Below are 17,510 nucleotides of genomic sequence, written 5' to 3'. Positions count from 1 at the left end.
CCTTAAACCGCTGCGGCGAGTGGGTGATGACGGCGAGCCAGAGCATGGCGGAAGGTTTCAACCGACTCAGCAATGCGTGAAGCCAGAAGAGATGAGAACTGTGGCTGGCGATCGTAATGGGTAATTTGCGAATCATCAGCAAACACGCCATGCAGCACTTCTTGTGCCTTTAACGCATTCAGCACGGGTTTGAGGGCATAATCGACTGCCAGCATATGAGCAAGGGTGCCGCCAGTTGCCAGCGGCAGCACCACTTTGTGTTCCAGCGCGCGTTCAGGCAGCAGGTCCAGCAGGGTTTTTAACGCGCCGGAAAAAGAGGCTTTATATACCGGCGTGGCAACGATCAGTCCATCAGCGCTGGCAAGATCCTCTGTCAGTGCCAGCACCGCCGGGGAATCAAAACGGGCACAGATAAGATCCTCAGGATGAAAATTGTGCAGATTCCACGGAATAACCTCAATGCCATGGTGTTCCAGCGTTTGCTGGCAGAGGGTCAGTAGCGCAGTGGAGCGTGAAGGATAACGGGGGCTTCCCGCCAGTGTAATAACGCGCATAACCACTCCTTATAGCTAAAAGTTATTGATTAAACTTATTTGCGAAAATTTGAGACTATCCTGACAGAGGGAAAGGTGAGGCTTAAATGATTTATCTGGCAGAACTAAGTCAGTTTCTGAATAAAGAAGCGGGGCAGGAGAGAAACGGCGTTGTCCGGGTAACGGATGCTTAAACGTTTTACTTTGCGGTAAAAGGACTTTACCATTTCCCTCCGCGCCTGCACCGTCATTGCGTTTCCTGTCTGCCAGTCCGGCCTGACCGGCTGCTTTCTCACACCACTTATCAACACGAAAAGTGGGAAGGAACCTTTGCTGACGGATAACGTCATTTTCAGGGGTACTGTCTGCGAACAGTGACCATTACTCTTTTCCCGCCCGGATAGCCGGGTATTCAGGAGCGATTCATGTACAACCTGGTTCGTAACGCGCTGTTTCAGCTTGATGCCGAGCGTGCGCATGAACTTACCCTTCAGCAATTACACCGCTTAAGTGGCACACCGCTGATTAATCTGCTGCGTCAGAGACTTCCTGATAAACCGGTTACCTGTATGGGACTGAATTTTAAAAATGCGCTGGGTCTGGCCGCGGGTCTTGATAAGAATGGTGAATGTATAGATGCTTTTGGCGCGATGGGCTTTGGCTTTATTGAAATTGGTACCGTTACGCCACGCCCACAGCCGGGAAATGATAAACCGAGAATGTTTCGCGTGCGGGAAGCGGAAGGCATTATTAACCGGATGGGATTTAATAATCTGGGCGTCGATAATCTGATTGAGAATGTCAAAAAATCACATTTCGATGGTGTGTTAGGGATCAATATCGGCAAAAATAAAGATACCTCTGTCGAGCTGGGTAAGAATGATTATTTAACCTGCATGGATAAAATTTATCCTTATGCAGGTTATATTGCGATCAATATCTCCTCACCCAATACCCCTGGTTTACGCACGCTTCAATATGGTGAAGCGCTGGATGATCTTTTACTGGCGGTAAAACAAAAACAGAAAGATCTTGAAATACTTCATCATAAATATGTTCCGCTGGCAGTGAAGATCGCACCGGATCTCTCTGAAGAGGAATTGATCCAGATTGCTGACAGCTTAGTTCGTCATAATATAGACGGCGTCATTGCCACAAACACCACGCTCGATCGTTCGCTCATTTCAGGTTTAAAACACAGTAATGAAGCGGGTGGCCTGAGTGGCCGTCCTGTGCAGTTACGCAGTACGGAAGTTATCCGCCGTCTGTCACTGGAGCTGAAACAGCGTCTGCCCATTATCGGTGTCGGTGGAATAGATTCACTGATCTCCGCGCGGGAAAAAGTCGCCGCCGGCGCGTCACTGGTACAAATATATTCAGGTTTTATTTATAAAGGTCCGCCGCTGATAAAAGAGATTGTGACCCACCTCTGACTCATTTCTTAAGATAACCGTGCCGGGGGCTTTATTTCCGTCTCTGGCTCGTTTATATTTTGTCCTGTTTAAACATTATTCATCCTGATTTGGCTACAGACATTCTTATTCAGCCAATTATGTTTTGAATAGCAGTTCTCCTTTTTATCTTACAGGACAGATCATGAGGATTAAACCTGACGACAGCTGGCGCTGGTTTTTTGATGCTGAACACGATCGCATGATGCTGGATCTGGCTGACGGGATGCTGTTTCGGTCGCGCTTTCCCCGTAAGATGTTAACCCCTGATGCCTTTGAAAATTCAGGGTTTTGTGTTGATGATGCCGCGATGTTTTTCACCTTTGAAGAACGCTGCCGCCACTGTGAGTTGAGTACCGATCAGCGTGCTGAGTTGGTGCTAAATGCGCTGGTCGCCTGTCGTTTTCTGAAGCCGCTGATGCCGAAAAGCTGGCATTTTGAGGCGGGCAACCCGCGAGGCTGGCAGCCCTCAGAAGGGGAGCTGGTGGTGGTGCGGCTTTGCGATAAGAGTGAAGAAGCTGTTCTGCTGGTGGTGGAAGCGGGAGATAATGCGGCGTTATGTCTGCTGGCACAACCTGGTCTGACGCTTGCCGGAAAAAGTATGGTGCTGGGTGATGCGATTAAAATAATGCACGATCGTCTCAAGCCTTACGCTCAGTCACAGAACCTCTCTCTTGCCCGTGCGGTTTAATATCAAGCCGTATCGCTGAAATCTTTGATTTCAACGGTGCGGTAAGACTGGCCGGAAATAACAACATCCTGCTATTTACTCATCTCTTCGTTGTTCGCCGGGATGTTAATACCGAATCTGAGCGGCCAGTTTAAACACATTTTAACTGTTCGTCAGTTGCAGATCCCCCGCCGGAATACAGCAGCAGCTGAGGATAGTGCCATCCTCACCTTGCCCCTCTTTTTTCAGTGCATGTACCTGACCAGAAAGCAGTCTTATCCTACAGCTACCACAAATCCCGGCGCGGCAGGAGTAAGGGATACGGTAGCCCTGTAACTCCAGCTGTTCTAACAACACCTGCTGATTATTTCCCCGGAACGTTTCACCCTGCCAGCTGATATTAAGCTCTCCGGACGTCTGGTCGTGGGATCCCGTTGACTCTGCTGCCTGAACGGCACTGTAGCGGCGTGGAGAGTGATGGCTGATCACCTCAACGTCATCACCTGCCCGGATAATTCCCGTGGTGCGGGCTGTCAGGTTCAGTCCGAAATCGACATCAGTCTGTTTATCGTTGGCGGTACGGAAGGTTTGTAACGTGCTTAATGGTTCGCCTGTGGGATGTCTGCGTCCTTTATCCGGACTGACCGTGCTCAATACACAGCGGTTACAGGGTTTAGCCACATCGAACAGCTGATTACCCACACGCACAACTGACCAGCTGTCCTCCTCCCAGGCGCGACCACCGGCTACCACCAGATTAGGGCGAAACTGTTCCAGCCGGATCCCGGCCGGGCAACGCTGGCGTAAATCGTGTAACGAGGCTTCGTTAATTAACAGAAAGGGAAAACCATCGGCAAACCCTAATGGAACCTGTTGAAAGCGTTTGACCCGGCGACTCATGTTGTTGCCAACCCAGCGTAACTGGACAGGATGTGGGAAAAACTGACTCAGCCATGCATTGACTGAATCAGGGGCAATCAATGCGGTGAACTGGTTTCCCCAAACTTCGGTTGCTGCGGCCTCCGGACTGAAGTCAGTATAGCGAACGCTGGCGCAACTGTTATCCGGCGCGCTCAGCAACAGGCCATCAGGAAGCAGCGCCGGGGTGAACATCACCATTTCCGGATACTGACGGGCGGTAATAAAGGTACCATTGACATCGGTGAGCATAAATATCCGATCAAAGGCCAGACCACTTGCCAGCGTTTGTGCATGGGAAATCTGCATCCCTCGCATCGATTTTACCGGATGGATGTACAGGCGTGACAGGGTGAGCATGCGAACTCCGGACTGAAGCGTGACGGTGGCAATGACAAACAGTCAGATTGCTGACGAAAAGAAGCTAACTTTATGACATGCGTCTGTGATTAGCTATAATGCGCAGCAATTTTCTGAAGACGATAAGTGACGTTATGAATTCTCTGTTTGCCAGTACGGCACGTGGGCTTGAAGAGCTGTTAAAAAGTGAACTGGAAGCGTTGGGGGCCACGGCCTGCAAGGTGGTTCAGGGCGGCGTGCATTATGAAGGTGACGATCGTCTGATGTATCAGAGCCTGCTGTGGAGTCGGCTGGCATCGCGCATTCTGCTGCCGCTGACAGAATGTGGTGTTTACAGCGATGTTGATCTCTACCTCGGTGTTCAGGCCGTTGACTGGCCCGCGATATTTGGCAGCGATAAAACCTTTGCTGTGCACTTCAGTGGACTGAATGAGGTGATCCGCAATAGCCAGTACGGTGCGCTGAAGGTTAAAGATGCTATTGTTGACAGCTTTACCCGCAAAAACTTACCCCGCCCGGATGTCGACCGTGAGCAGCCAGATATTCGTATCAACGTCTGGTTAAATCATGATAAAGCCAGTATTGCCCTCGATCTGAGTGGCGACGGATTGCATCAACGTGGCTACCGCCAGCAGACCGGAGCGTCACCGCTAAAAGAAAACCTGGCGGCGGCTATCGTGCTGCGATCCGGCTGGAAGCCCGGCACCGCTATGGTTGATCCGATGTGTGGTTCGGGCACTTTGCTGATCGAAGCGGCAATGATTGCCAGCGATCGTGCGCCTGGTCTGCACCGCAATCACTGGGGCTTCAACGCCTGGAGTCAGTTTGATGCTACCTTGTGGCGTGAACTGAAAAGTGAAGCACAGGCCCGCGCCAGTCGGGGGCTGCGAGCGACGACGTCGCGTTTTTATGGTTACGATAACGATCAGCGCGTTATTGAGCGCGCCCGCGTCAATGCGCGTAAGGCCGGGCTGGCCGATCTTATCGGCTTTAACGTTCAGGATGTGTTGAGACTGACCAATCCGCTGGCGGACGGCATGGCTGGAACGGTACTGAGTAACCCGCCGTATGGCGAGCGTTTGGAGAGTGAACCGGCATTGATCGCCTTGTACAGCCAGACGGGGCGTATCATGAAACAGCATTTTGCCGGCTGGAATCTGTCGTTGTTCAGTGCCTCTCCTGAACTGCTCAGTTGCCTGCAACTGCGTGCTGAACGGCAGTTTAAGGCTAAAAATGGTCCGCTGGACTGTGTGCAAAAAAATTATCAGCTGGCCGCCACCGGTGCAGCGCCACAGGGTAATGCTCAGATAGCTGAAGACTATGCCAACCGTCTGCGCAAGAATCTTAAAAAGCTGGAGAAATGGGCGAAGCAGGAAGGGATTGAGTGCTATCGCATCTACGATGCCGATCTGCCTGAATATAATGTTGCGGTGGATCGCTATGCCGAGTGGGTGGTGGTACAGGAATACGCCCCACCAAAAACCATCGATGCGACTAAGGCCCGTCAGCGTCTGTTTGATGTGCTGGCGGCTACGCTTAGTGTGCTTGAGTTGCCCGCTAATCGCCTGGTGTTGAAAACGCGTGAGCGTCAGAAAGGCAAAAATCAGTATCAGAAAATGGGCGAGAAAGGCGATTTCTTTGAAGTCAGCGAATTTAACGCAAAACTGTGGGTCAACCTGACCGATTATCTGGATACCGGCCTGTTTCTGGACCACCGTATCGCCCGAAAAATGCTGGGGCAGATGAGTCAGGGCAAAGACTTTCTCAACCTGTTTGCCTATACCGGCAGCGCCAGCGTTCATGCCGGACTGGGCGGAGCGCGAAGTACCACCACGGTAGATATGTCACGCACTTATCTGGAGTGGGCCGAACGCAATCTGAGGCTTAACGGTTTGACGGGGCGGCAGCATCGGCTGATCCAGGCAGATTGTCTTAGCTGGCTGAGCGAATCTGACGAGCAGTACGATCTGATTTTTATCGATCCACCTACCTTTTCCAATTCAAAAAGAATGGAAGAGAGTTTCGATGTACAGCGTGACCATTTGCTGCTGCTCAAAAATCTGAAAAGGCTGCTGCGTAAAGGCGGCACCATTATGTTCTCCAATAACAAACGCGGTTTCAAAATGGACCACGACGGATTAAGCGGCCTGCATCTTACTGCGCAGGAAATCACCGCCAGCACTCAGTCGCAGGATTTTGCCCGTAATCGTCAAATTCACAACTGCTGGCTGATTACTCACGCTGGTAAGGAATAAGTAGCATGTCACTGATCAGTATTCATGGAGCCTGGCTGTCATTCAGCGATGCACCGCTGTTGGATAACACTGAGCTGCATATTGAAGAAAACGAGCGTGTCTGTCTGGTGGGCCGTAATGGTGCCGGTAAGTCCACACTGATGAAAATCATCAACCGCGAACAGCCGCTGGACGATGGCCGCATTATTTATGAGCAGGATCTGGTGGTGTCCCGTCTGCAACAGGATCCGCCACGGAATATCGCGGGTTCGGTTTATGATTTTGTGGCAGAAGGGGTCGAAGAACAGGCCGAATACCTCAAAGCATATCATGCGATCTCTCACCAGGTTATGGAGGATCCCAGCGATAAAAATCTTAATGAAATGGCGCGGTTACAGTCCATTCTCGACCACCAGAACCTCTGGCAGCTGGAGAGCCGCATTCAGGATGTGCTGAAGCAAATCGGTCTTGATGGCGATGTGTCGCTTTCGTCGCTTTCCGGTGGCTGGCTGCGCAAAGCCGCGTTGGGCAGGGCGCTGGTCAGCAACCCACGTGTGCTGATGCTGGATGAGCCAACCAACCATCTTGATATTGAAACCATTGACTGGCTGGAAAGCTTTTTAAAAACCTTTCAGGGCAGCATCATCTTTATTTCCCATGACCGCTCATTTATTCGCAACATGGCGACACGCATTGTCGATCTCGATCGCGGCAAGCTGGTTTCCTGGCCTGGTGATTACGATCAGTATCTGCTGGGTAAGGAAGAAGCGTTGCGGGTGGAAGAGATGCAGAATGCCGAATTTGACCGCAAGCTGGCCCAGGAAGAAGTGTGGATCCGTCAGGGGATCAAAGCCCGTCGCACCCGCAATGAAGGGCGCGTCCGTGCACTGAAAGCCCTGCGTCGCGAGCGCTCAGAGCGTCGGGAAGTGATGGGCAAGGCGAATATGCAGGTTGAAGAAGCCAGTCGCTCCGGCAAGATTGTTTTTGAACTGGAAAATGTCAGCTACGCTGTCGGCGACAGGCAACTGGTGCGCGATTTTACCGTGCAGGTTCAGCGGGGTGACAAGATAGCCCTGATTGGCCCTAACGGCTGCGGTAAAACGACCTTACTGAAGCTGATGCTTGATCAGCTCAAGCCTGACAGTGGGCGGGTGCATATCGGGACAAAGCTGGAAGTGGCCTATTTTGATCAGCATCGCGCAGAACTTGACCCGGATCGCACGGTCATGGATAACCTCGCTGAAGGCAAACAGGAGGTGATGGTCAATGGTAAACCCCGCCATGTGTTGGGCTATTTGCAGGAGTTTCTGTTCCACCCCAAACGTGCAATGACGCCTGTCCGCGCGCTGTCGGGCGGTGAGCGTAACCGGCTGCTGCTGGCTCGTTTGTTCCTCAAGCCCAGCAATCTGCTGATCCTTGATGAACCCACCAACGATCTGGATGTTGAAACGCTGGAGCTGCTGGAAGAGTTGATTGATGGCTACCAGGGCACGGTGCTGCTGGTCAGCCATGACCGCCAGTTTGTTGATAACACCGTTACCGAATGCTGGATATTTGAAGGGACGGGCGAGATCGGTGCTTTCGTCGGGGGCTATCACGATGCGCAACGCCAGCGTGCGGCATACAAGCAGAGCCGGACGGTGGTAAAAGCGGAAAGTACGACATCAGGTAAGGATAGCGAAAAAAGTGAGCCGGTCAGACGTTCAACTGGCAAGATGAGCTACAACCTGCAACGGGAGCTGGAACAGCTGCCGGAAAAGATGGAGGCGCTGGAGACTCAGCTGGCTTCCCTTCAGGCTAAAGTGGCAGAGAGTACGTTTTTCAGCCAGCCGCATGAGGTGACACAACCTGTACTGGATGCACTTTCCGAGGCAGAACAGCAGCTGGAAGCGGCATTTGAGCGCTGGGAATATCTGGAATCACTGAAAAACGGTTAAGGCAAAGGTCAGTTAGCAGAGGTTTTTTTATGTGCTCATCGCATCAGGCCGACAATTGGATACTTTGCCCACAGTGTGATCTGATGACGCAGCTGCCGCCATTACCAACAGGCAGCAAGGCCAGTTGCCCGCGTTGTCATACCACGCTTTCCGCCAGCTGGCATGAGCCGCAAAAGCGTCCAAGCGCCTGGGCGCTGGCGGCGTTGTTTATGCTGGTGCTGGCTAATCTGTTTCCATTTGTCAGTATGAAAGTGGCCGGTCTGAGTAGTGAAATCACATTGATGCGCATCCCACAGGTGATGGTCTCTGAGGACTACAGCAGCCTGGCGACACTCTTTATGTTGTTTGTACAGGCTGTCCCCGCTTTGTGCATGGCGATAATCCTGCTACTGGTTAACCCTGTTCGCCTGCCTTTGCCGCTTAAACGTATCATGGCGCGAATGCTGTTCCAGATTAAGTGCTGGGGAATGGCCGAAATCTTCCTCGCCGGCGTGCTGGTGAGCTTTGTAAAACTGATGGCCTATGGCGAAATCGGCATTGGCACCAGTTTTATTCCCTGGTGTCTGTTTTGTCTGATACAGGTGCGCGCTTTTCAGTGTGTTGATCGTCGTGCTTTGTGGGCGCGGATTGCACCAGTACCGGCATTACCTGTGCAACCTGTTCCGGCGGTTGGCGGGCTGCAACAGGGACTGCGCTCATGTCGCTGCTGTACCGCTGTGTTGGCTGCTGAACAGTTCACCTGCCCTCGTTGTAAAACCGGCGGTCATGCCCGACGCAGGCACAGTTTGCAATGGACGCTGGCGTTGCTGCTAACCTCTTTGTTGCTGTATATCCCGGCGAACCTGATGCCAATTATGGTTACTGAGGCGCTGGGCAGTAAAATTACTTCAACCATCATGGCCGGAGTGATTCTGTTATGGAGTGAGGGCTCTTATCCGGTCGCTCTGGTGATTTTTATTGCCAGTATCATGGTGCCTTCCCTCAAAATGCTGGCTATTGGCTGGTTGTGCTGGGACGCAAACGGCAACGGCAAAATGCATCAGGACAGTGATAAGATGCATAAAATTTATGAAGTCGTTGAATTTGTCGGGCGCTGGTCGATGATTGATGTTTTTGTTATTGCCGTCCTGTCTGCGCTGGTACGTATGGGAAGGTTAATGAGTATTTATCCTGCGATGGGCGCTTTACTGTTTGCCATCGTGGTCATTCTGACTATGTTTGCTGCGATGACATTTGACCCGCGTCTGAGCTGGGATCGTATACGAGAAAAAAGCCCTGAGGAGCCGAGCATTGAAGGAAAATAATCATGGCATGGCCACAGTTGATCAAATTAAACGCTGGTCACCTGTATGGATCATTCCCCTTGTTACGTTACTCATTGGCGCATGGATCCTGTTTTATCACTTCAGTCATCAGGGGCCTGAAGTCACCTTAATCACGACCAATGCTGAAGGAATCGAGGGCGGTAAAACAACCATCAAAAGCCGCAGTGTGGACGTCGGCGTGGTTGAAAGCGCGGTACTGACCGATGACCTGCATCATGTGGAAATTAAAGCCCGTTTGAATTCCGGAATGGAAAAATTGCTGAAGGGTGACAGCGCCTTCTGGGTGGTAAAGCCTGCTATTGGTCGGGAGGGGGTTACGGGTCTGGGCACTCTGCTTTCAGGCGCTTATATTGAGTTGCAACCCGGAAATAAAGGCGATCAACCAGAGCATTATAAGCTGCTGGATGCGCCGCCGCTTGCTCCGCCGGATGCAAAGGGAATCCGTATTATCCTCGACAGCGCCAGAGCCGGACAACTCAATGCCGGTGATCCCGTGCTGTTTCGGGGTTATCGCGTTGGATCGGTAGAAACCAGTCATTTTGATCCGGATAAACGCCTGATGACTTACCAGCTGTTTATCGCTGCGCCATACGATCGTCTGGTGACAACCAATGTGCGTTTCTGGAAAGACAGCGGCATTGCTGTCGATATGTCAGCCTCGGGAATGCGGGTTGAAATGGGATCGCTTACCACGCTCTTTAGTGGTGGCGTCAGTTTTGATGTGCCGGAAGGGTGGGACCTCGGCCACGCAGCCGATAATCAGGCTGAATATAAGTTATTTGACGATCAACGTAGCATCCAGGATTCGTTATATACCGTCCACAAAGATTTCCTGATGTTCTTCAGCGATTCAATTCGTGGTTTGCAACCCGGTGCACCGGTAGAATTCCGCGGTAACCGTCTGGGTACGGTTGCTGAAGTCCCGTATCAGTCTAAAGAGGTGGCCCAAAACCTGAATAATGAATACCGCATTCCGGTTTTGATCCGTATTGAGCCCGATCGTTTCACCAGCATGCTCGGGAAAGACTTTGATATGGAGCAGCATCTGAAAGACGGTATCAAATCGGGTCTGCGCGCCTCACTGAAATCAGCAAACCTGTTGACCGGCTCGCTGTACATCGACCTGGACTTTTATGACAACGTCAAACCTTACAAAGGACCGGCTGCTTTTGCAGGTTACGAACTGATCCCAACCACCAGCGGTGGCCTGGCGCAGATTCAGCAGAAACTGATGGCCACCCTGGATAAGATCAACAATCTGCCGCTCAACCCAATGATTGGTGAGGCAACCGGTACGTTGAGAGAGAGTAAGGCAACGCTGCGTGAATTGCAGAAAACGTTGGATAATATCAATCAGATCACCAGTAGCCCGTCCATGAAACAACTGCCTGAAGACATGCAGAAAACCCTGCGTGAGCTGAACAGCAGTATGAAGGCTTTCCAGCCTGGCTCACCGGCTTACAGCAAAATGGTTGGCGACATGCAGCGGCTTGATCAGGTGTTACGTGAATTGCAACCTGTGCTGAAAACGCTAAACAGTAAAAGTAATGCGCTGATATTTGAAGCGAAACCCGGACAAGATCCGCAGCCAAAGAGGGCGAAATAATGATGAGATGGCTTTCGGTCGCACTGGCTCTTAGCCTGACAGCCTGTTCCAGCACGCCAGAAACGACCTGGTACCAGCTGCCTGCAACAGGTAAAGGTACGGTTATAGCTGCCAGCGGCAGTGATGCGCTTCGCCCAACCGTATTTGTTCAGCATGTTTCGGTTCCTGATTATCTTGCGGGTAACGGGTTGGTTTATCAGAGCAGTGATGTGAAATATGTCATTGCCAGCAACAATCTGTGGGCCAGTCCACTTGATCAGCAATTACAGCAAACACTGGTCGCTAATCTCAGTTATGCGTTACCAGGCTGGCTGGTCTCAGGTTCACCATCAGGTCAGCAGCAGGACATACTGAATGTCAACATCACCGGTTTTCATGGCCGCTATGATGGTCATGCCATCATCAGTGGCGACTGGTTACTGGAGCATCAGGGGCAGATTTTTAAACGTTCTTTTGCAGTGAGCATACCGCAGACGGAAGATGGTTATGATGCTTTAGTCAGGGCCCTTGCCGGGGGATGGCAACAGGTTGCGCAGCAAATGGCAGATGCCATTCGCCAAGACGAGAAGCCTTTAATCAGCCATTAAAAACAACAGAAAGAGCCAGGCCCCTGGCTCTTTCTGTTTTACAACCAGAACTGCCCATCAAATTCTCTCACCCACGTCAGTTTCTCATCTGCTACCGTTTTTACGGATTCCGGTTCAATTAACAACGCTGCCAGCAATGCCACAGTGGTGAAAAATGTTATTTACTTAGCCAAAAAACAGGATTTTTCTCAGGCTGAGAATTTTTTTGTTTCTTAACCGGGAGTTATTACCTTTCTTAAAGTTATTGCGGGGCCGCTGCCTGAATTTTCCCATGAAAATGTGACATTGGCGTGAAATTTGCGCATTGATTTTTGCTCGTGATGGCGTTAGAAATTAAAAGGTGTCTGCAATTAATGCAGACACTGATTTCTTTCCACCAGATTCCACCTGACCTGAAGAGGGGATTACAGGCATGATGAAGAGACAGAAACGAGATCGACTCGAACGGGCACACTCCAGAGGCTACCAGGCCGGAATTACCGGGCGTTCCAAAGAAATGTGTCCCTATCAAATGATAGACGCGAGGTCTCACTGGTTGGGAGGTTGGCGACAAGCCATGGAGGACAGGACGGTTACCGCGTAACCGGAATGTTCATACGAAATGACCTGATTTGTACTGATGCTGACAGGCAGGTCATAAAGGAATAACCTCCGCTTATGCGGAGGTTAATATGTAATAAGCCGTTAAAATGCAGTCGTGTCTTTAAACAGACCTACTTTGAGATCGGTCGCGGTATAAATAACCTGACCATCTACCAGCACTTCACCGTCTGCCACACCCATCACCAGTTTGCGATTAATTACACGCTTGAAGTGAATACGGTAAGAGACTTTTTTAGCGGTTGGCAGCACCTGACCGGTAAATTTCACTTCACCAACCCCCAGTGCACGTCCTTTACCTTCGGCACCCAACCAACCCAGATAGAAACCGACCAGCTGCCACATAGCATCCAGACCCAGACAGCCCGGCATCACCGGATCGCCTATAAAGTGGCATCCAAAGAACCACAGGTCGGGGTTGATATCCAGTTCTGCTTCCACAAAACCTTTGCCGTAATTACCACCGTCTTCGGTCATTTTAACCAAACGGTCCATCATCAGCATGTTTCCGGCTGGCAATGGTGGGCCTTCAGCACCGAACAGTTCACCCCGTCCAGAGGCAATAAGGTCTTCTTTTGTGTAGGATTCGCGTTTATCTACCATGTTCTCAGTAAGCCTTAATTAGTGAATCGCAAATTTTAACTTGCAGGTTTAAGCCGGACAAGCCTGGTTAATTCTGGTTAAACCAGTTCAGCCAGCGGAATGGCCAGCCGCCCTGGCGTCTGTCTTGTTGATTTAATTGAGCGATGCGTTCCTGAATCGATTTCAGCAGACAGGGGGCATCCTCTTTCTCCCACTCAACCCCAGTTAACAAAGGCAGCGCTTCATCAACACTACTTACCGCCCAGATATGGAATTTTTCCTCTCTGACCGCATCCACGACTTGCTGCTGTAACGAAAGATGACGGACATTAGCAAGGGGGATAATCACCCCCTGTTTACCGTTGAGGGTCCGCTGGTGACAAATGTGAAAAAAGCCTTCTATTTTTTCGTTAAGCCCGCCCACTGGTTGCACACGACCAAATTGATCGACAGACCCGGTAACGGCAATCTGCTGATTGATGGGCTGACAGGCAAGGGCGCTGATTAACGCGCACAAGCCGGCAAGTGAGGCACTGTCACCATCTAATTCGGAATAGGACTGTTCAAACACCAGTGATGCAGAAAAGGGTAATTGTTGCTCCAGCTCCAGCTCGGCGATTAGCCAGGCCTGCATGATCATCATCCCTTTTGCATGGATATTGCCACCCAACTCGGCTTTACGTTCCACATCGGTGAACTCGCCATCACCGGCATGCACGACACAGCTGAGACGGGAAGGTTCTCCAAAGGCACGAGGATGACCGGGAAACTCAATCACCGAAAGTGCATTGATTTGACCAACCATTTCTCCCTCTGTTTCGATCAGGATCTGGTCATACAATATTTCATCACGCATTCGCTCGGCGAGAAAACCTTCCCGCCATTCACGAGTTTCCAGCGCACTCAGCATATGTTCGCTACAGAGAGCATTGTCGGGACTGTACATCAGTGCTTCCTGCAACTGACGAGTTATCCACGCCGGAGACAGTGGGAGAGTATCCTGTTCGCCGGTAAAGCGTGCGGCTTCCCGAATCAATACTGGCCAGAAGTCATCTGAAAGGCTGGTGATTTCTTCACCAGAGGCCAGTATCCTTACCCACTTTATCCACTGGCTGAACGCTTCTTCATCAGTGATTTGAAGATTTTCCTCAAATTCAGCGTAGAGTGCCTGCATTGAGAGATCGGGCTCCATCTCCTGAAATTCGGCAAGCACATCACGTTCACCGGTCAACACCAGGCGGAATTGCATCGGCATCGACGGTATTACCACCGGCAGGGGGCGGCTTTCATCAGGGGAATACCAGTCGAACTGCTGTGTTGTCAGGATTTTCCTGAGCCTCAGCCACAACAACGGTTGAGCCAGCAAAGTTCGCAAGGACAGCAACAGAGTGCCGCCGTTGGCTTGATGAAGTAACCCTGGCTGTAAAGTCAGCGTCTGGTTATGCTGACGAACACAGCCGAAAAGCTGTTCAGCTTCGATCCAGTCGGCGTAGTGGATACCGCCCTGGCTGGCAAAATTGTCCTGTTCTGATTCCACAGGACGCCAGCTTACTGATCCGCCATCAATCTGATAATGACCACCGTACAGTTCTGTGCCATCCTCAGCTGTAATATCAGCCATCACTTCTGTAAGCAGGGCGGTATATTCAGCGTTCTCCGCTGATTTGATCAGCATCATTGGCAATCTTGCTGTCGTTTGCAGCAGCAAACTCAGCCCGTTAAAAAGACGGGGCTGAACCGAGGCAAAACAACTGGAATTGTCTTCAGGTATCTGCGAGAAAAAGGACTGAACATCATCAGTATCGGGCTGTAAGGCGCGCCATTCCAGTCGATTGTTGGTCAAAGTTATCGTATTTTCTCTGAATTGATTAAAACCACCATTATACTGGATTCCACTCTGTTAAGCATCGCAGAGATGTATTTACATTTATGGCAAGACACGGTCTGGTTTTCTGGGCGGCAGCGTTAAAAAAAGCTGTTATTCTAAGCAAATTAGTTAACCACATGAGATTGCGATGAAATATCAGCAACTGGAAAATCTTGAGAGCGGATGGAAGTGGAAATACCTGGTTAAAAAACACCGGGAGGGAGAAATGATTACCCGCTATCTGGAATTCAGTGCCGCACAGGTGGCGGTGGATGAACTTCTGGCCATGGAGAATCGTCCGGTCGATGTGTTGCAATGGATCTCTCGCCATATTAATCCGGCACTTGAAAACCAGATGAAACAAACCATTCGCGCCCGGCGTAAACGCCATTTTAATGCGGAGCACCAGCACACGCGAAAGAAGTCAATCGATCTGGAGTATCTGGTGTGGCAGCGCCTGGCTGGGCTGGCTCAACGTCGTAACAGCACCTTATCGGAAACCATAGTGCAGTTGATAGAAGATGCTGAATATAAAGAAAAATATGCCAGTCAGATGGATTCTCTTAAACAGGATTTGAAAGCCATTCTTGGCAAACCCGACCAGCCCGGCTGAAAAAATCACTGCTGATGCAAAAATTGCCTGGCAAACAAGCGACCAGAGAATTTATAACAGGAAACACAGGGAACAGGGCTGTGCTGAGAAATGGGTATAGATACTTCAGGTGAGAATATGAGGAGTCAATTTTTCGGCAAGGTGTAACAGGGGAAAAAGTATATAACTGTTTCAGGTAAATCCGTAACAGATACAGGCACAGAGGATATGTTACTACTTGAGCAAATAACATTCTCTGTGCCTGTATTTTTTACCGCTCATTATCGGGCTATCCACAATATCTGAGCGGCACTATATCAAAGCGATCAACCCTGAGGCTGAGTTACCACGTCTTTGATACCTTTAACCTGGATTTCTACACGACGATCCGGTGCCAGGCAATCGATCAGGGCGTTACGGCCTTTCACGCTGTCACAGGTATTGCCGGTAACTGGGTTAGATTTACCCATGCCACGCGCAGAGATCTTGTTAGAAGGGATACCTTTAGAAACGAGATAGTCAACAACGGACTGAGCACGTTTTTCAGACAGCTTCTGGTTGTACTGCTCTGAACCAATACGGTCAGTGTAGCCCAGAACAACTACGGAACCATCTTTAGGATCCAGAGAGCTCAGCTGGGTGTACAGCTGGTCCAGAGCCTGCTGGCCTTCTGGTTTCAGAGTCGCCTTGTTGAAGGTGAACAGAACGTCAGAACGCAGGGTGAAACGTTTGGTTTCAACAACAGGTGCTGGAGCAGGGGCTGGTGCTGGTGCCGGAGCAACAACATCATCCTGACCAAAGCGGTAAGATACGCCAAGGCTCAGCATACCATTGTCAGGGCGAGTACCCACGGTGTTAGCATCACCGATGTTGTTAACCCACTGGTAATCCAGACGGGTTGCCCAGTTTTTGGTCAGAGCATATTCAACACCAACGGCTGCCAGTGGAGAAACACCGGTGTCGTGGTCGCTGATGCGAGTACCATTGTTATTCTGAGTAGAATCAGCACGCCATACCATGCCGCCCAGACGGGTATACACGTCCAGATCGTCCATGATTGGGTAGCTCAGCTTAGCAGCCAGCTGAATACCTTGTGCCTTGAAAGCGCCGTTTACGTTGTTGCCTTTGTAAGGCATACGTCCCAGCCAGTCATAACCCAGTTCGAAGCCGAGATACTGGTTAGCCTGATAGCCACCGAATGCACCCGCGCCAAGCTGGCTTTCGTGAGTTGGACCGTCATTGTTTACATAGCCATTACCATAGTAGCCAGTGTCGTGATACTGAGACCAGCCCAGTTTTGCACCAGTGTACCAGGTGTTATCTTTTGGGGCGGCCTGCGCTACGGTAGCGAAGCCAGCCAGTGCCACTGCAATTGCGATAGCTGTCTTTTTCATTTTTGCGCCTCGTTATCATCCAAATAGGCAATGAGCTTTCATTAGCTCTTTGATTAATCCTTCGCCGGGTTAAGACGCTCGATTATGTCTCATCCAAAAAAGGAAGATTATTGAGCACCCTAGCGACGTAAAGTCTACAACGTACTAGCAAACTTACAAGCATGATGTGACATACGTCTGTAAAAAAACAGAGAATCGTACACATTTTTACACATTTGCCAGAGAGGAATAACTGTAAAAGAAGCAGCAAAAAAACAGCTAACTCATTGTCACATCAAGTCATAACATAATCAGAGGCTTATCCCGGATGGATCGCGAATCTGGTCTAAGAATCTTCTTATTTTTACTTAATGATACAAACCAGACTGAATTTTAAGTCCATTCAGTGGTCCTTTGTGAGCAATTTTTCCTTGATCCGGACGCATGATCAGCCCAAGAGCCTGACCGCAGGTGGCTGCTTTCTGAAGTCTGGCCTGCTCATCTGCTGTGATTTCCTCTGGCAACCAGCCTAAAACCACACTGTAATTACCTGTCTGCAAGGCTTTGATCATGGCCTCAACGGTGGTAACAGGTAGTTGCATAACTTTGTTCAGTGGCAGGCCAGATTGTGTGAGCCAGCTACGGCTCAGCTTTTGTCCGGGCGTCAGCCAAAGTTGCCACCGTGACTCAGTACCTAACTGCTGCAATAGGGGTACCAGAAGTAATTGGGCAATGCCCAACTCATTTTCACTGTAGACCAGTTCACTGATTAAACCCGTAGATTTAACTGATTGAGGGGTAGAACACGGGCGTGCTGCACGATAGCTGTTATTAGAATACTGATATTTCAGGAAATGTGTTTGCATAATGGCGTA

At 50.4% G+C, this 17,510-nt stretch carries 15 protein-coding genes; 9 read left to right on the top strand and 6 right to left on the bottom strand.

Features of this window, described 5'->3' with window-relative positions:
- Positions 1-2: 2 nt before the first annotated feature.
- Positions 3-554, bottom strand: a complete 552-nt coding sequence (gene ssuE, locus AC3RPL_RS12320) for an NADPH-dependent FMN reductase (RefSeq protein WP_490740225.1) — start codon at positions 552-554, stop codon at positions 3-5.
- 404 nt (positions 555-958) lie between these two features.
- On the opposite strand from ssuE, the gene pyrD reads away from it, so the two are divergent.
- Together pyrD and AC3RPL_RS12310 are read left to right on the top strand one after the other, a co-directional pair.
- Positions 959-1,966: a quinone-dependent dihydroorotate dehydrogenase gene (pyrD, locus tag AC3RPL_RS12315; protein ID WP_490740224.1), complete on the top strand. Its 1,008-nt coding sequence runs from the start codon at positions 959-961 to the stop codon at positions 1,964-1,966.
- Positions 1,967-2,129: 163 nt separating this feature from the next.
- The gene (locus AC3RPL_RS12310; protein WP_490740223.1) at positions 2,130-2,675 is read left to right on the top strand and encodes a cell division protein ZapC; all 546 of its coding nucleotides are present in this window, start codon (positions 2,130-2,132) and stop codon (positions 2,673-2,675) included.
- A gap of 141 nt (positions 2,676-2,816) precedes the next feature.
- On the opposite strand, the gene AC3RPL_RS12305 is transcribed toward AC3RPL_RS12310, so the two are convergent.
- Positions 2,817-3,932: a YcbX family protein gene (locus AC3RPL_RS12305; RefSeq protein ID WP_490740222.1), complete on the bottom strand. Its 1,116-nt coding sequence runs from the start codon at positions 3,930-3,932 to the stop codon at positions 2,817-2,819.
- Positions 3,933-4,066: 134 nt separating this feature from the next.
- Between AC3RPL_RS12305 and rlmKL the strand changes: the two genes are divergently transcribed.
- The 6 genes from rlmKL (at position 4,067) to rmf (ending at position 12,204) form a co-directional block, all read left to right on the top strand.
- Complete coding sequence (gene rlmKL, locus AC3RPL_RS12300) at positions 4,067-6,187, top strand: bifunctional 23S rRNA (guanine(2069)-N(7))-methyltransferase RlmK/23S rRNA (guanine(2445)-N(2))-methyltransferase RlmL (protein ID WP_490740221.1); 2,121 nt, start codon at positions 4,067-4,069, stop codon at positions 6,185-6,187.
- A gap of 5 nt (positions 6,188-6,192) precedes the next feature.
- Positions 6,193-8,103 (top strand): ABC transporter ATP-binding protein, encoded by a 1,911-nt coding sequence (locus AC3RPL_RS12295; RefSeq protein WP_490740220.1) that lies wholly within the window; start codon positions 6,193-6,195, stop codon positions 8,101-8,103.
- A 29-nt stretch (positions 8,104-8,132) separates the two neighbouring features.
- Positions 8,133-9,407 (top strand): membrane integrity-associated transporter subunit PqiA, encoded by a 1,275-nt coding sequence (gene pqiA / locus AC3RPL_RS12290; protein WP_490740219.1) that lies wholly within the window; start codon positions 8,133-8,135, stop codon positions 9,405-9,407.
- On the top strand, positions 9,394-11,034 hold the full coding sequence (pqiB, locus tag AC3RPL_RS12285) for an intermembrane transport protein PqiB (protein ID WP_490740218.1): 1,641 nt from the start codon (positions 9,394-9,396) through the stop codon (positions 11,032-11,034). Before pqiA ends, pqiB begins: the two co-directional genes overlap by 14 nt.
- Complete coding sequence (pqiC, locus tag AC3RPL_RS12280) at positions 11,034-11,621, top strand: membrane integrity-associated transporter subunit PqiC (RefSeq protein ID WP_490740217.1); 588 nt, start codon at positions 11,034-11,036, stop codon at positions 11,619-11,621. Before pqiB ends, pqiC begins: the two co-directional genes overlap by 1 nt.
- 415 nt (positions 11,622-12,036) lie before the next feature.
- On the top strand, positions 12,037-12,204 hold the full coding sequence (rmf, locus tag AC3RPL_RS12275) for a ribosome modulation factor (RefSeq protein ID WP_071995068.1): 168 nt from the start codon (positions 12,037-12,039) through the stop codon (positions 12,202-12,204).
- 101 nt (positions 12,205-12,305) lie between these two features.
- On the opposite strand, the gene fabA is transcribed toward rmf, so the two are convergent.
- Both fabA and AC3RPL_RS12265 read right to left on the bottom strand, forming a co-directional pair.
- The gene (gene fabA, locus AC3RPL_RS12270) at positions 12,306-12,824 is read right to left on the bottom strand and encodes a bifunctional 3-hydroxydecanoyl-ACP dehydratase/trans-2-decenoyl-ACP isomerase (RefSeq protein ID WP_490740216.1); all 519 of its coding nucleotides are present in this window, start codon (positions 12,822-12,824) and stop codon (positions 12,306-12,308) included.
- A 67-nt stretch (positions 12,825-12,891) separates the two neighbouring features.
- Positions 12,892-14,646 carry an AAA family ATPase gene (locus tag AC3RPL_RS12265; RefSeq protein WP_490740215.1) on the bottom strand — a complete coding sequence of 585 codons (1,755 nt, stop codon included), beginning with the start codon at positions 14,644-14,646 and terminating at the stop codon, positions 12,892-12,894.
- 172 nt (positions 14,647-14,818) lie between these two features.
- On the opposite strand from AC3RPL_RS12265, the gene matP reads away from it, so the two are divergent.
- Positions 14,819-15,283, top strand: coding sequence for a macrodomain Ter protein MatP (gene matP / locus AC3RPL_RS12260; RefSeq protein WP_490740214.1), 465 nt, complete (start codon positions 14,819-14,821; stop codon positions 15,281-15,283).
- A 305-nt stretch (positions 15,284-15,588) separates the two neighbouring features.
- Here the strand turns inward: matP and ompA are convergent, their stop codons facing one another.
- Positions 15,589-16,656 (bottom strand): porin OmpA, encoded by a 1,068-nt coding sequence (gene ompA, locus AC3RPL_RS12255; RefSeq protein WP_261641715.1) that lies wholly within the window; start codon positions 16,654-16,656, stop codon positions 15,589-15,591.
- A gap of 347 nt (positions 16,657-17,003) precedes the next feature.
- Positions 17,004-17,501 (bottom strand): SOS-induced cell division inhibitor SulA, encoded by a 498-nt coding sequence (gene sulA, locus AC3RPL_RS12250; RefSeq protein ID WP_490740213.1) that lies wholly within the window; start codon positions 17,499-17,501, stop codon positions 17,004-17,006.
- Positions 17,502-17,510 lie beyond the last annotated feature (9 nt).

The organism is Erwinia papayae (genome assembly GCF_058241465.1).
Note: the sequence above shows the minus strand (reverse complement) of the source record. Positions and strands in the feature narration are given on the sequence as shown.